This is a genomic window from Bradyrhizobium sp., from assembly GCF_004799445.1.
GTDB lineage: Bacteria > Pseudomonadota > Alphaproteobacteria > Rhizobiales > Xanthobacteraceae > Bradyrhizobium.
In genome coordinates this window covers 24,315-38,158 of the sequence record NZ_SSNA01000123.1, presented here as the reverse complement: position 1 = coordinate 38,158, position 13,844 = coordinate 24,315, and the positions used below count along the sequence as shown (strand labels likewise).

The 13,844-nt window shown below is 63.3% G+C and carries 13 protein-coding genes and 1 pseudogene; 8 read left to right on the top strand and 6 right to left on the bottom strand.

The genetic code is table 11. The annotated features are described in order from the left end of the window. Positions 1-221: 221 nt before the first annotated feature. Together E8A46_RS17300 and E8A46_RS17295 are read left to right on the top strand one after the other, a co-directional pair. The gene (locus E8A46_RS17300; protein ID WP_291563304.1) at positions 222-1,616 is read left to right on the top strand and encodes an amino acid permease; all 1,395 of its coding nucleotides are present in this window, start codon (positions 222-224) and stop codon (positions 1,614-1,616) included. A gap of 14 nt (positions 1,617-1,630) precedes the next feature. Then, on the top strand, positions 1,631-2,842 hold the full coding sequence (locus tag E8A46_RS17295; RefSeq protein WP_291563216.1) for a hypothetical protein: 1,212 nt from the start codon (positions 1,631-1,633) through the stop codon (positions 2,840-2,842). 25 nt (positions 2,843-2,867) lie between these two features. On the opposite strand, the gene E8A46_RS17290 is transcribed toward E8A46_RS17295, so the two are convergent. Together E8A46_RS17290 and yidD are read right to left on the bottom strand one after the other, a co-directional pair. Further along, positions 2,868-3,035: a hypothetical protein gene (locus E8A46_RS17290; protein ID WP_291563215.1), complete on the bottom strand. Its 168-nt coding sequence runs from the start codon at positions 3,033-3,035 to the stop codon at positions 2,868-2,870. A 105-nt stretch (positions 3,036-3,140) separates the two neighbouring features. Further along, entirely contained in the window at positions 3,141-3,479 is a 339-nt protein-coding gene (gene yidD / locus E8A46_RS17285; RefSeq protein WP_291563214.1) for a membrane protein insertion efficiency factor YidD, read from the bottom strand. Positions 3,480-3,737: 258 nt separating this feature from the next. Between yidD and E8A46_RS17280 the strand changes: the two genes are divergently transcribed. Then, positions 3,738-4,649: a hypothetical protein gene (locus tag E8A46_RS17280; protein WP_291563211.1), complete on the top strand. Its 912-nt coding sequence runs from the start codon at positions 3,738-3,740 to the stop codon at positions 4,647-4,649. A gap of 75 nt (positions 4,650-4,724) precedes the next feature. Here the strand turns inward: E8A46_RS17280 and E8A46_RS17275 are convergent, their stop codons facing one another. After that, on the bottom strand, positions 4,725-5,174 hold the full coding sequence (locus E8A46_RS17275) for an iron-sulfur cluster assembly scaffold protein (protein WP_291563207.1): 450 nt from the start codon (positions 5,172-5,174) through the stop codon (positions 4,725-4,727). 242 nt (positions 5,175-5,416) lie between these two features. Between E8A46_RS17275 and folE the strand changes: the two genes are divergently transcribed. From folE to E8A46_RS17250, 5 genes and pseudogenes are all read left to right on the top strand, one after another. Further along, positions 5,417-6,127, top strand: coding sequence for a GTP cyclohydrolase I FolE (gene folE / locus E8A46_RS17270; RefSeq protein WP_291563205.1), 711 nt, complete (start codon positions 5,417-5,419; stop codon positions 6,125-6,127). 29 nt (positions 6,128-6,156) lie between these two features. Continuing rightward, a complete protein-coding gene (gene hisI / locus E8A46_RS17265; protein WP_291563202.1) occupies positions 6,157-6,585 on the top strand; it encodes a phosphoribosyl-AMP cyclohydrolase in 429 nt (142 codons plus the stop codon). 231 nt (positions 6,586-6,816) lie between these two features. Then, positions 6,817-7,779, top strand: a pseudogene (locus E8A46_RS17260) (transglycosylase SLT domain-containing protein); the annotation flags it as partial. 354 nt (positions 7,780-8,133) lie between these two features. After that, positions 8,134-10,131: a phospholipase D-like domain-containing protein gene (locus E8A46_RS17255; RefSeq protein ID WP_291563200.1), complete on the top strand. Its 1,998-nt coding sequence runs from the start codon at positions 8,134-8,136 to the stop codon at positions 10,129-10,131. 231 nt (positions 10,132-10,362) lie between these two features. After that, positions 10,363-11,538, top strand: a complete 1,176-nt coding sequence (locus E8A46_RS17250; RefSeq protein ID WP_291563197.1) for a DUF2336 domain-containing protein — start codon at positions 10,363-10,365, stop codon at positions 11,536-11,538. 180 nt (positions 11,539-11,718) lie between these two features. Here the strand turns inward: E8A46_RS17250 and E8A46_RS17245 are convergent, their stop codons facing one another. The 3 genes from E8A46_RS17245 to E8A46_RS17235 all read right to left on the bottom strand — a co-directional run bounded on the left by E8A46_RS17245 (position 11,719) and on the right by E8A46_RS17235 (position 13,820). Beyond that, complete coding sequence (locus E8A46_RS17245; RefSeq protein ID WP_291563194.1) at positions 11,719-12,297, bottom strand: Hpt domain-containing protein; 579 nt, start codon at positions 12,295-12,297, stop codon at positions 11,719-11,721. A 23-nt stretch (positions 12,298-12,320) separates the two neighbouring features. Further along, positions 12,321-12,866, bottom strand: coding sequence for a response regulator (locus E8A46_RS17240; protein ID WP_291563191.1), 546 nt, complete (start codon positions 12,864-12,866; stop codon positions 12,321-12,323). A gap of 174 nt (positions 12,867-13,040) precedes the next feature. Beyond that, positions 13,041-13,820 (bottom strand): NAD kinase, encoded by a 780-nt coding sequence (locus E8A46_RS17235; RefSeq protein WP_291563188.1) that lies wholly within the window; start codon positions 13,818-13,820, stop codon positions 13,041-13,043. Positions 13,821-13,844: the final 24 nt, after the last annotated feature.

Here is a 13,844-nt window from a genome sequence, read left to right as displayed (position 1 = left end):
ATTCCCGGAATGGTCCAGAAAACACGAAATCGTGTCCTGATTGTGGGACTCCAGCCTTCTTTTCGCGGCGACACAGACCGTGTCGGGCTTCCGGTTGTCAAAACGGTATCAGAACACCAAATTCAGGCGTGGATTTAAATCATTGTTAACACTGCTTGAATTGGCAGGGGTCAACCTGCACCATAAAAAATCCGGGCATGACGCCCGAAGCGCGGACGGACATGGCGGCAATGGAAACGGGAAGCGCGGCATGGCCTGGCCGGCTTCCTCGCGGGTCCACGGTTTCGGTAGTCGTGGCTACCGCCATCGTCGTCGCCGACATGGTCGGCGTTGGCGTCTTCACCAGCCTCGGTTTTCAGGTCAAGGACATTCCCTCCGGTTTTGCGATCCTGTTGCTGTGGACCGTCGGCGGCATCGTGGCGTTGTGCGGCGTCTTTTCCTACAGCGAGCTCGGCGCGATGTTTCCGCGCTCGAGCGGCGAGTACAACTTCCTCAGCCGTGCCTTTCATCCGGCGTTCGGATTTCTGGCGGGCTGGGTATCGGCGACCGTCGGCTTCGCCGCACCGGTGGCCCTGGCCGCGATGGCGTTCGGCGAATATGGCAAATCGGTCATTCCGGGCGCTCCGCCGCTGGCGCTGGCGGTCGGCGCGGTCTGGCTGGTGTCGATCGTGCAGCTGAGCGGCGTCAGGCACTCCTCTACCTTTCAACTGGTCTCCACCATCCTGAAGGTCGTGCTGATCGTTGCGTTCCTGATTGCGGGATTTGTCGTCGGCACGCCGCAACCGGTATCCTTTGCGCCCCATATTTCCGACATCGGCTATGTCAGCGGCGCGCCGTTCGCGATCGGCCTGGTGTTCGTGATGTATTCGTTCTCCGGATGGAATGCCGCGACCTACATCATCGGCGAGATGCACACGCCGCAGCAGAACCTGCCGCGGGCGCTGCTCGCCGGGACGCTGATCGTGCTAGTGCTGTACGTGGCGCTGAACGCGGTGTTCCTCCACACCACGCCGATCGACAAACTTGCGGGCCAACTCGATGTCGCCCGGATCGCCGGCAGCGCCATCTTCGGCGAGATCGGGGGCCGCATCGTCGGTGCGATGATCTGCATCGGGCTCGTGTCTTCCATCAGCGCGATGATGTGGATCGGACCGCGCGTGATGATGACCATGGGCGAGGACATCCCGGCGTTGCGGCTATTCGCCCGCAAATCGTCCCAGGGGGCGCCGGTTTACGCCATCGTGTTTCAGCTCGCGGTCGCCAGCCTGATGTTGTTCACCCGCAGTTTCGAGGCGGTGCTGGATTTCATTCAGTTCGCGCTGTTGTTCTGTTCGTTCTTCACCGTGCTCGGCGTCATCAAGCTGCGCATCACCCGGCCCGACCTGCCACGGCCCTATCGCGCCTGGGGATACCCGGTAACCCCGGTGGTTTTCCTGCTCGTGACCCTCTTCATGATGTACTATCTTGTGGTTGACCGGCCGCTGCAGTCGTTCCTCGGTGTTTTGATTATGGTTTCAGGCCTTTTGATCTACGCCGTGTTCCGCAAGCGGGACGGCGCCGCGACCCCATCATCAGGCCATTCCAAATCACCAGGCAATTCACCGGGTCGCGAATAGAGATGTTTCAGACAATGAAAATCGCGGCAGTCGCTGCTGCCATGCTCCTCGCCGCCTTGCTGCCCGGGCGCGCCGCCGAGGTGACCGCCGATGACACCGCGCGCTTCCTGGCCGGAATGCCGCCGTCAGCAGATTCACCGCTGACGCCCCTGACCAGGGATCCGGCCTGGCAGCGCCACGCCAGATTTTTCGATACCGCGTTCGCGCAGCTCGAGCAGCGCCAGTTGTCGAAAATCCGCGCCTGGTCGGATACCAATCTGGCGGCACCGCGGCCGACCATGTTCTACATGTTCTCGGGTCCGGACTTCCTCTACGCCGACGCCTTCTATTCCAAGGCGACGACTTATGTGTTGAGCGCCCTCGAACCGCCCGGTTCGGTGCCCGATCTGACGAAATTGCCGCGCGGCGGCGTCGGCGCCGCACTTTACAATGTCGAGCGTTCGCTTGGCTCGATCCTGAGCTTTTCCTTTTTCATCACCAAGCAGATGAAGGTCGACCTGCGGGCCGGGGAGCTCAACGGCACGTTGCCCATCCTCTACGTATTCCTGGCGCGTTCGGGAAAGAGCATTCGCAACGTCAGCCCGGTCGCGGTCGACGACAAGGGGACGGCGTATTTTGCCAACGAGAATCCCGGCGCGAACGCCGTGCGCGGGGTACGCATCGTGTTCGCCGGCAGCGACGGCGTGGAAAAGACGCTGTATTACTTCTCGACCGATCTTTCCAATCCCGGCGTCAAGGCTTCAGGCTTCCTGAAATTCTGCGCAACGCTCGCGCCTGGCAACAGCCTGATCAAGAGCGCGTCGTACCTTTTGCATTCCGGCAATTTCAGCACGGTGCGCGACTTCATTCTCGCCAACAGCTCAACGATCATTCAGGACGATTCCGGGATTCCGCTCGGCTATTACAGCCCGAAGAAGTGGCGCTTCTTCCCGTTCGGCCGCTATGCCGGCCCGATCGCCGAATTCCCGGGAAGATACCAAGACTCCTATGCCGAGTTGTTCCGGCGGGCGCAGCCGATGGATTTCGGCATCGGCTATCGCTGGCGCTCGCATGAATCCAATCTGCTGCTCTCGGTCAAACTGCCCGACGACGGTTCGGTCAGCCCGGAGGCGACGTCATCGACCGACGCGCCACCGCCGCCGCCCAGACCACCGCGTCGGAGAACGCCTCGTCCGCCGGCGCCGGTCGAGCCGCAGCCGCGGAGTTTCCAGTGGTTTTCGCGCTAAGGGAAAAAGCCCCGACCAAGGCGCTTCACCAGCGGACGGACTGGCTTGGCTCGATGAAGGCGCCGGTGGCCGGCGGCTGCTGACGGTGGCCGAAATAGTGGTCCACCGCGATGATGGCGATGACGAGGACCAGCGCCGCCAATAGGTCGATTTGCCGGGGGTCGTGGTTCCCTTGACGGATTCTCCAGCGCATCGTTGACGTCCTCCCTGGAAGACATCGGATCAATCCGGCGGCAAAGCCGTGGTTCCCGGCATGCCGCACTGCGTCTGCTTGCATGCGCTGCAACGGAGCCGGGTTTCAGGGGCCGTTGACGCCGCGCCAGCGACCAAACCGCCACGGCAAATACCATCGCGCGCCCGCAGGCCTGGTCAGCGGAACATTATCGATTCCCGAGGTACCCCAGGGCTGACAGCGCAGCAGCCGCGCCAGCGTCATCCATCCTCCGCCCCACAGCCCGAAGCGTTCGATCGCCTCGTCGCCATAGACCGAGCAGGTCGGCAGATGGCGGCAATTGAAACCGACCAGCGGCGAAAGAGTGTGCCGGTAAATCCAGATCATCGCGCGCCCCGCATTGCGCGGCAGCCGCGCCGCCGCGTTGGCGCAATCCGCGCAATGCTGGGACGATGAATGCTTCATGGGCGGTGTGCTGCAATCCTGTGCGTGGATCTGCGGAGTTCCCGGGCACGGAACCGGCCCTCACCGATAATTGTGCCACACTTTGGGAAATATCAATGATTTGCACGGCGGTGCAGCAAAGGTTCTATGGACGATTAGGGTCGCCACGTTTACCCTTTTCGTAACGCTATGATGACAGGATCATGTGGCGTTGGACCGGGGCCGTTGCCACTGCGCGTCTTGACTTCTCGTCTTGGGGCTTGCGGGGAAGGAACCAAATTGAGGCTCGTGAGATCGCTTGGGTTACGCGGTTTGGCGCTGTTGGGCGCCACCGCCCTCTGTATCGCATTGTCCGGTATCGTCGCCACGCCCGGCGGCTCGGCGCAGGCCGGCGGCAGTCTCGAAGAACGCAAATTGCCGATGCGGTTTACCTGGGTAGCGTGCCAGCCCGATTGCCGGGGCTGGATCAGCGCGATCGGCATTGTGACCGCTGATAGTCCCACTGATTTCGACAACTTCATTCGCGGCCGTGAGCTCGGCGGCGCCACCATCGTGCTGGATTCCAGCGGCGGTTCGGTCAACGACTCCATTACGCTCGGCCGGCACTTTCGCAAGCTCGGTCTGATGACCACGGTCGGCACCAGCATCCAAACCCACACCGCGCAGGGCGATCGTGCCAGCGTTGCGTCCGAAGCCTATTGCGAGTCGATGTGCGTGTTCCTGCTGCTGTCGGGCAAGACCCGTTACGTGCCGGAGGCCGCGCATGTCAGGGTGCATCAGATCTGGATGGGCGACCGCGCCGACGATGCCAAGGCCGCAAGCTACAGCGCGCAGGATCTGATGATTGTAGAACGCGATATCGGGCGTCTGGCCAAATACACGTTCGACATGGGAGGCGCCGGCGATTTGTTGTCGCTGTCGCTGAACGTGCCGCCCTGGGAAGAACTGCATGAGCTGTCGCGGGAGGAATTGCGGCTGACCAATCTCGTGACCACCGACATGGTCGCCGAAGTACTGCCGCCAACGGGTGGCTCGGTGCTGCCGACGGTTGCGCTGACCGCCAAGCCGACGAAGGATCGCTTTGTGAGCAGCACGGTCGACGCCGAGGAAAACCGGCCGTCGGCGAAATCCACCAAGACGGCCGAGGCGGTCGTTCCGACCGGCGGCGCTGCGGCCGCGCCTGCGCAGTAACAGAAAATTCCGCCACGGTTGTCATTCCGGGCTCGCGCTTCGCGCGCCCCCGGAACGACGGAGAAATTTTAGCCATTAAGCCGATGCCGGCTGCGTGGCCTTTGCCTCGATCTGGCCGATCGCATCGACCACGGCATCGAAGGTCAGCATCGTCGAGGCGTGCCGCGCCTTGTAATCGCGCACCGGCTCGAGCAGCGCGATATCCGCCCACTTGCCTTGCGGCGGGCCGCCGTTTTCCTTCAGCATCTTGCGGACGGTCTCGCGCAGTTCGCGCAGTTCGCCCGCCGTGGAGCCGACGACATGGCTGGCCATGATCGAGGAGGAGGCCTGGCCGAGCGCGCAGGCCTTCACGTCATGGGCAAAGTCGGTGACGACGGGGCCGTCCATCTTGAGATCGACCTTCACCGTCGAGCCGCACAATTTGGAATGCGCGGTGGCGCTGGCGTCCGGGCTGGCCAGGCGGCCAAGCCGGGGGATGTTGCCGGCCAGTTCGATGATCCGCTTGTTGTAAATGTCATTCAGCATAGGTCGAAATCTCACGCCCAAAGGCTTGATCGGCCTCGCGATCGCCCTTGGCGGCTGCGGTCCAGAGCCCTATATATGGCCAGCAATGGCGGAAATACAGCCCGGCCATTTTGGCGGGTGAAATCGGAACCGATCCGGCCGCCATGTGCTAGGATTGTGGGACTCAGGCGTCCGGCGGTGCGCCGCCCCCGTCTGCCCGGTGACACTCCGGTCTCATTCATGACCGGTCGAACGGAGTTGACATGGACGCATTGATCAAATCCCTCCGCCCAGGCAAGCCTTCCGAGATCAAGCCTTCCGATGCGAAGCTTGCGGAAATACGGCCCGCCGAACTCGACCCTTCCGAATTCCTGGCCGCCGCGGTACGCCCGGATCAGCCCCGTCCGTCGCGGGCCGAAGCCGAGCAGGCGGTGCAGACCTTGCTCGGCTATATCGGCGAGAACCCAGACCGCGAGGGCCTGCTGGATACGCCGCGCCGCGTGGTCGAGGCCTACGACGAACTTTACCAGGGCTATCATCAATGTCCGGCGGAGGTGCTCAACCGCACCTTTGGCGAAACCGCCGGCTATGACGATTTCGTGCTGGTCCGCGACATCGAATTCACCTCGCAATGCGAACATCACATGATGCCGTTCTACGGCAGGGCGCATATCGCCTATACGCCGGTGGAGCGGGTGGTGGGACTGTCGAAGCTGGCGCGGCTCACCGATATCTTCGCCCGCCGCCTGCAGACCCAGGAGCATCTGACCGCACAGATCGCGGCCGCGATCGACGAAGTTCTCAAACCCCGCGGCGTTGCTGTCGTGATCGAGGCGGAGCATACCTGCATGTCGGTGCGCGGCGTCGCCAAGCACGGCGCGACGACGTTCACCAGTCGTTTCACCGGCATGTTCCGCGACAATCCGGCGGAGCAGGCGCGTTTCCTGTCCATGGTGCGAGGGCTGCAGCGCTAGTCCTCGCCGGAATTTTTCGAGGACTGCCCGTGTCCATACCATCCGATAGCAGCGACACCGAGGAAGGGCTTGGCTTACAGCCCAAATTCGACGCCGCAGGCCTTGTGACCTGCGTGGCCACCGACGCCAATACAGGCGAGGTGCTGATGGTCGCGCACATGAACGACGAGGCGCTGCGCAAGACCATCGCGAGCGGGGAGGCCTGGTATTTCAGCCGCTCCCGCAATGCGTTGTGGCGAAAAGGTGAGACTTCAGGTCATACCCAGCGCGTCGTCGAGATGCGGATGGATTGCGATCAGGACGCGGTCTGGATCCGGGTCGAACAGGTCGGCGCCGCCTGCCACACCGGCCGGCGCTCCTGTTTCTACCGCAAGGTGACGGCGGGCGAGGGCGGGGCGCGGTTGGCGTTCGTGGATGCGGAGCGGCTGTTCGATCCGAACAGCGTTTATCGCAAGTGATTTTATCAATCGTCATTCCGGGACGCCGCAGGCGAACCCGGAATCTCGAGATTCCCCGATGCGCAATTGCGCATCTGAGGTCCGGTCCTTCGGACCATCCCGGGATGACGGCTGATGAAATTTAACCCTCCCTTAACCATAATCACCCCAGTGTGACCGTGGCTTGAGCGTTAGTGGGAGCTCTCGAACAGGCCAAGTGGGGGTCGTTTCGCGGGGAGCGGAGACCAAAGCATGTCGGTCGACACATCGAACGCCACGGCAACGGCAGGTGTCGATACCTCGCGCGCCCGGGTTGCCGGCGCGATCAAGCAGGCCGCGAACACCAGCGGCGCCAGCTTCCAGTATCTGCTCACGACCGCGAAGATGGAATCGGATTTCAATCCGACGGCGGGCGCCCCGACCTCGTCGGCGCACGGACTGTTTCAGTTCATCGACCAGACCTGGCTCGGTACCGTGAAGGAAGCCGGCGCCCAGCTCGGCTACGGCAACTACGCCGACGCCATCACCAAATCATCCGACGGCAGCTATTCGGTCGGCGATCCCACCATGCGCCGCGCGATCATGAAGCTGCGCGACGATCCTGTCGCCGCCTCGTCAATGGCGGCCGTTCTGACCCAATCCAACAGTTTCAAGCTCACCGGCATGATCGGCCGCCGCCCGACCGACAGCGAATTGTACATGGCGCACTTCATGGGCGTCGGCGGCGCGGCCAAGCTGATCTCGAACGCGGAGGATAATCCGCAGGCGTCGGGCCCGCGGCTGTTTCCCAACGCCGCGGCGGCGAACCGCTCGATCTTCTATGACCGCACCGGGCGCGCGCGCAGCGTCTCCGAAGTCTATTCGGTATTGACGCAACGCTACGCCAGCGCCGCAGCCTCGCCGGCGACGCAGAGCGCACTGGCGATGTACGGGATTTCACCGGCGACCACCGCGGTCGCGAGCGTGGCTCCAGCCGCGCCTGCGATCGACAACGCGGCCTACCTGTCAACATTTCCGGACGTCCGAACCGTCACACCGGTCACGATGGCCTCCGCATCGACGACGGCAAGCTCCGCGCCGGCCGATTCAAGCTTCCGTTCGCTGTTTCAGGTCGGCGACCGGGCCGAGCCGGTTTCGCCGGCGGTGCGGGAATTGTGGGGCAACTCCGCGTCGCTGATCTCGGTTGCGCCAGCGACCTCGGTTGCGCCAGCGACCTCGGTTGCGCCAGCGACCTCGGTTGCGCCAGCAACCTCGGTTGCGCCAGCAACCCCGGTTGCGCCAGCCATTTCGGTCGCATCGGCGGCGCCGGTGGCGTCAGCGGCTTCGGCGCCGTTGTTTCAGGCCAGGAACCCCGGTGTCGGCGCGCTTGATCTCTTCAGCGACCGCAGCGGCACCTTCAGCGGCTAGCGAACCACCCGCGGAGCTGGCGGGGTTTGTCCGGCGCGCGCTGCGCCGTGCCGCGCCAGCATGCGGCGTTGCCGCAGCGATAGGTGTGTCTTCGGTCTTGTACGATTTCAGGTAGAGTTATAGCCTCGACGGCGGGTGGTTCACTGCCGTGGAGGATACTCTATGTCCATTGATGTAAAAGTTTATGACAACGGCGATCATACGGCCCTGGTCTGGCTGCCGGCCAATCTCAATCCGATCAAGGGATGTCGCGGCTTCACGATCCGCCGCGTGGTGCAAGGCAGCCCCGACGTCTATCTGCACGGCTTCGTCGGATTCTCCGACGACGACAAGCTCGATCCCACCGCGCCCTGGAAGCATCCCGTTCAGCGCTTCATGTGGTGGGACTATGGCGTGAAGCCGGGTCAGGTCGTGCAATATTCCGTGGTGCCGGTGATCGGCGACCAGGGCAACCTTCAGCTGGCGACCGACCAGGCCAGCGAGCTGACGTCGCCGATGACGATCACCGGTCAGCTGACGCCGAATATCTCGGCAAATTTCAACAAGGGTATCGTGGCCGCGCAGTGGGTAACGCGGGTGCTTTCCAGCCTTGGTAACCCGCCGCCCAAGATCGCCGATTTGATCGCCGCGACCCAGCCGCCCAAGAACGCGTTACGGAACGAGTTGAGCGGTCTGTTGCGGCCGCAGATCCTGGACATGCTCGCCGACGTGAAGAAGAACAACGGCCAGGTCTATGCGGCGCTGTACGAGCTCAACGATCCGGAACTCAAGGCGGCGCTCAAGGCGTTAGGCAAGAAATGCCACCTGATCCTGGCTAACGGCGCCTTCAGCAAGAAGAACGACAACGACGAGAACAAGGCGGTGCGCGCCGAAATGCGCACCGTCGTGGATCTGTACAACCGCCTCGTTCCCCAGGGCCACTTCGCGCACAACAAATTCCTGGTGTGTTGCGATTCCGCGGGCAAGCCTCAGCGCGTCCTCTCCGGCAGCACGAACTGGACGATGACAGGGCTGTGCACGCAGGCCAATAACGGCATCATCGTCAGCGACCCGAAGCTTGCGCAATATTTCCTCGACGAATGGAATCTCCTGAAGAACGCCAAGAATGCCTATCCGCCCGGCCTGGCCAAAGCCAACGGAGAGACCACCGCCAATGTCTTCAGCGTCGATGGCGGCACCATCACGCAATGGTTCGCGCCGACCGACAAGGCGCAGGACCTCGACTACGCGCGCAAACTCATCAACGCCGCCAAGCAGGGCATCCTGTTCCTGTTCTTCAATCCGGGGGTGTTCGTCGCCGGCGATCAGCCGGCCAATAAATGGACGCTCCTGCAAAATATCCTGTTCCGGCACCACGCCGGCACGCCCAACTTCGATGGCCAACTCTATATCCGTGGCGTGGTGAATCAGGAGATCGCCGATCTCACCACGGCGTCGACCGGGGATCAGCCGGCCAAGCCTTCCCCCCACGCCGCCCTCGATCCGTCGGCCGGCACTCCCGTCACGCTGTTCAACGGCGGCAAGCAGCCGCCGCAGCACCTCGGTTACGAGTCGATGGTGCCCAAGAACATCAAGGATACCTTTCACGACTGGGCGACCGAAATCCTCGGGCAGGGCGTTCATATTCACAGCAAGGTCATCGTGCTCGATCCTTTCGGCGACAATCCCGTGGTCATGACCGGGTCGCACAATCTCGGGTTCAAGGCGTCGAGCAAGAACGACGACAACCTGATGATCATCGAGGGCAACCGGCCGCTGGCGGCGGCCTATGCGATCAATATCATCGCGATCTATCAGGCCTATCGCTGGAACACCTATGTCGAGGCCCATCGGCAGGACCCCAAGGTCTGGCACGGCCTGATCGACACCGACGGCTGGCAGAACGACTATCTCGCCGGAGACGAACTGGCCGAACTCACCTTCTGGATGGGTTCGTATCAGCCGGCCGCCGCGACCGCCGCGGCCGCGCCGCCTGCTCACGTGCCGCCCGCTACCAATGTCCAGCCGAAACGCACCAAATCCGGAGCGAAGAAGCCTCCCGCGAAGATGGCGGCGGCGAAAAAAAAGAGGGCAGCGAAGACATCGGCAGCCAAGAAGAAGGCTGCAAAGAAGCGGCCGGCCAAAGCCAAGAAGTCGAACAAAGCCAGGAAAGGTAAGTGACGCAGTCTTGCTGACCTCGTCCCGCCTGCTCCGGCCTTAAGGGCCCGCGCGTCCTCCGCAAGGCTGCCCCGGGGTTGCGGGCGGCGGGCGGGGGACGCCCCGCAGCTCTTAACAAAACGTCAATAAAACCAGTCCCTTATGGTGAACGCTTTGTTAAGCGTCGTGGTTTATTTTGTCTTGTAGTGGCACCGCGTCACGGTGTCGTCTCGGGTTGCGTAAGCCGGCAGGGCAATGATCGTTCGGCAGTTCATCAGTTGGATCAAGACCGCTCCGGCAGGCGAGCGGGCCGAAGCGACGCGATCTTTGGCGCGGGCCTGGCTGATTTCCGATCTCAGCGAAGACGACCGCGCCGCCGCCGAGGGCGCACTGCTGATGCTGCTCGACGACGCCTCGCCGCTGGTGCGCCAGGCCATGGCCGAAGTGTTTTCGCGCAGTACGGAGGCCCCCGCGGCCATCGTACAGGCGCTGTCGGTCGACCAGCCGTCGGTCGCGCTCCCGGTCCTGGAACATTCACCGCTATTGATCGATGCCGATCTCGTCGACATCGTCGCGACCGGCAATTGCGAGACGCAATGCGCCGTCGCCCGCCGCGTCAATCTTCCGGCTTCCGTCTGTGCCGCGATCGCCGAGGTTGGTACGCCTGCGGCGGCGCTGGAGCTGATCGAAAATGCTTACGCCGAACTGGCGCCGTTTTCATGGGACCGCATCGTCGAGCGCCATGGCCATCTCGCCGCGATCCGGGAATCGATGCTGGTGCTGCAAGACCTGCCCGCCGCGACGCGGGCCGCGCTGGTCGCCAAATTGTCGGACACGCTGGCGCAGTTTGTTGTCGCCCGGAATTGGCTGAGCGCCGACCGCGCGGTGCGGGTCGCAACCGAGGCGCGCGATCGCTCGACGGTGAACATCGCGGCAGTCTCGCGCGGCGAAGACATGCGCGGCCTGGTGCGGCATCTGCGCGCCACCGGCCAGCTCACCGCCGGATTGATCCTGCGGACGCTGTTGTCGGGCAATCTCGAACTGTTCGACGCCGCGTTGGCGGAATTGTCCGGTCTGCCGCAGGTCCGCGTCTCCGCGCTGCTCCATGACCGCGGCGGAGCGAGCTTGCACGCCTTGCTGCGGCGTGCGGGATTGCCGGAATCGACATTCGCGGCGTTCCGGATCGCGCTCGACGTCAGTCATGAAACCGGATTTACCGACACGCTCGGCGGTGTGGCAAGATTGCGCCGCCGGATGGTCGAACGCGTATTGACGCATTGCGAAACCGGCCAGCAGGCCGCCGAACCGCTTCTGATCCTGCTGCGGCGCTTTGCGACGGAGTCGGCGCGGGAGGAAGCCCGCATGTTCTGCGACGAGCTGATGGCCGAGCAGGTCATCGCACCGATCCAGCAAGGTCTGATCGCGGCGTAAGCGATACGATCGTAGGGTGGGCAAGGCGAAAGCGCTCACCATTTTTTCAGTGCCACATTGGGGTTTGCGGACGGTGGGCACGGCGCAAAGAGCGCCTTTGCCCACGCTACGTCTTCAGCAAAAAGAGTCAGTCGTGATGGGGCCCGCACGCTGTTCGCAGGGACGACAGCTGCAGTGCGATCAGTCGGCCGGCGCGATGCTGGGGGCCAGGATGGCTTCGAGGTGCTCGGGCCGGTCGCGATTGACGCGGGCGAGATATTCGTCGGCGACGCCGCGCAATCGCCGGCTGAGTTCGCCTGCCACGCTGATGGTGTCGGGACTGATGCGCTCGCGCACGATGGCCTGAATGGCGTTGATGTGATGCGCGATCAGCTCGGACGGCACTTTGGCAAGATCCGGGGCGTGTTCGATGACCCGGCAAAGGCTTTCGGCAGCGGCGGCCGCGGCGGGGAAACCGAAGGTGGCGGCATCGCCCTTGATGTCATGGGCGGCGCGGAAAAGCTCTGCGCGCGTGGCGCTGGTAAAGCCGTCCTTGAGGATCGCGGCGTGAGAGGCCGCGAGCCGCTCGGTTTCGATGACCATCCAGTTCTTGAATTCGCCTGACAGGTCGGCAAGCGCCTTTTCGGCGCGCGCGACGGGATCGTCGAGATCCTCGTCAGCGACACGCCGCAGCACCTTGCGGAATGGATTTGGCTGCATGATGACGTGATGATCGGCGAATTTCTGGATCTCGATGTCGCCCGACTTGTCTTTCGCCATGGTGTTTCCTTCGGTCTCCGGCGCTAAATGGTGGAACGGGCCTTGTCGAGCAGCGAGGGTTGCTGAAGGACTTCCATCTCGCCGCCGACGCGGCGCTCCGGACCGATATAGGCATTGCTGGTATTGCGCCGGCGGTCTGGGCCGAAATAGGTCTTGGTCTTGATGAACGGACGCGGATTGGCGACGACGTTCAGGATGCGCTGATAAAGCCCCTTGGCCGAGATCGGCTTGGCGAGAAATTCGGTCACGCCGGCATCGCGCGCGACCGTCACGCGCCGCTTCTCGGAATGGCCGGTCAGCATGATGATGGGCGCAAAGGGATTGCCCTTCGATTCCGGCTGCCGGATCATCTGCGCGAGTTCGAGCCCGTCGAAGATCGGCATCGACCAGTCGGTGATGACGATGTCGGGAACGTAGTGGGTGTACATCTCCAGCGCGGTGGCGCCGTCCTCGGACTCATAGACCTCGCGCGCGCCGAACGAATGCAGCAGCGTCCGCAAAATGCGGCGCATATGCGGATTGTCATCGCAGACAAGAAATCGCAACTTGTTGAAATCGATGCGAAACATGGCCTGGCCCTAAGGGCATACCGGCAAAGAGGGTATACCCGGCGTTAACCATATCCCGCCCGCCTTAATGAAAGGTTGCGAAGGCAGGGGCCGTGTGGGGCGACAAGCCTTCTGCAACCACCAAAATATCGGGCAATCCCCGCGAGGCTGCCCGGGTGGGGCCGAAACGGAGCATCAATAGCCGAATTGCTCGCTCAGGATGCGCTCTTCCAGGCTGTGGCCGGGGTCGAACAGCATCCGCATCGAAATGGTCTTGTCGGCAAGCACCTCGACGCGGCGGACGTCGCGCACCTCGTCGTGGTCGGCCACCGCCGCGACCGGGCGCTTGTCGCCCTCGAGCACTTCGAGGACGACAAAGGCGGTATTGGGGAGCAGGGCGCCGCGCCATCGCCGCGGCCGGAACGCGCTGATCGGCGTCAGCGCCAGCAACGCGGCGTTGATCGGCAGGATCGGGCCCTGCGCCGAAAGATTGTAGGCGGTCGACCCCGCGGGCGTCGCCACCAGGATGCCGTCGGCGACCAGCTCCGGCATGCGTTCGCGCTCGTCGATCAGGATCCGCAGCCGCGCGGCCTGATGGGTCTGGCGGAACAGCGCGACTTCGTTGATGGCGTGGTGCAGGTGAATCTTGCCATGCACGTCGGTGGCGCGCATCAGCAGGGGATGGATCACCGATTCACGCGCGGCCGCCAGACGGGCGTGCAGGTCGTGCGTCGAGAATTCATTCATCAGAAAGCCGACGGTGCCGCGATGCATGCCGTAGATCGGCTTGCCTGAATGCATCTGCTGATGCAGCGTCTGCAGCATCAATCCGTCGCCGCCGAGCGCCACCACGACGTCGGCATCGGCGGGATCGAGATTGCCATAGAGCTTAACCAGCTGCGCGAGCGCCAGCTGGGCCTCCGCGCCCGCGCTCGCGACGAAGGCGATGCGGTCATATCGCTGTGGGACGGTCATGGGATCGCGGGCTCATATGGGCGC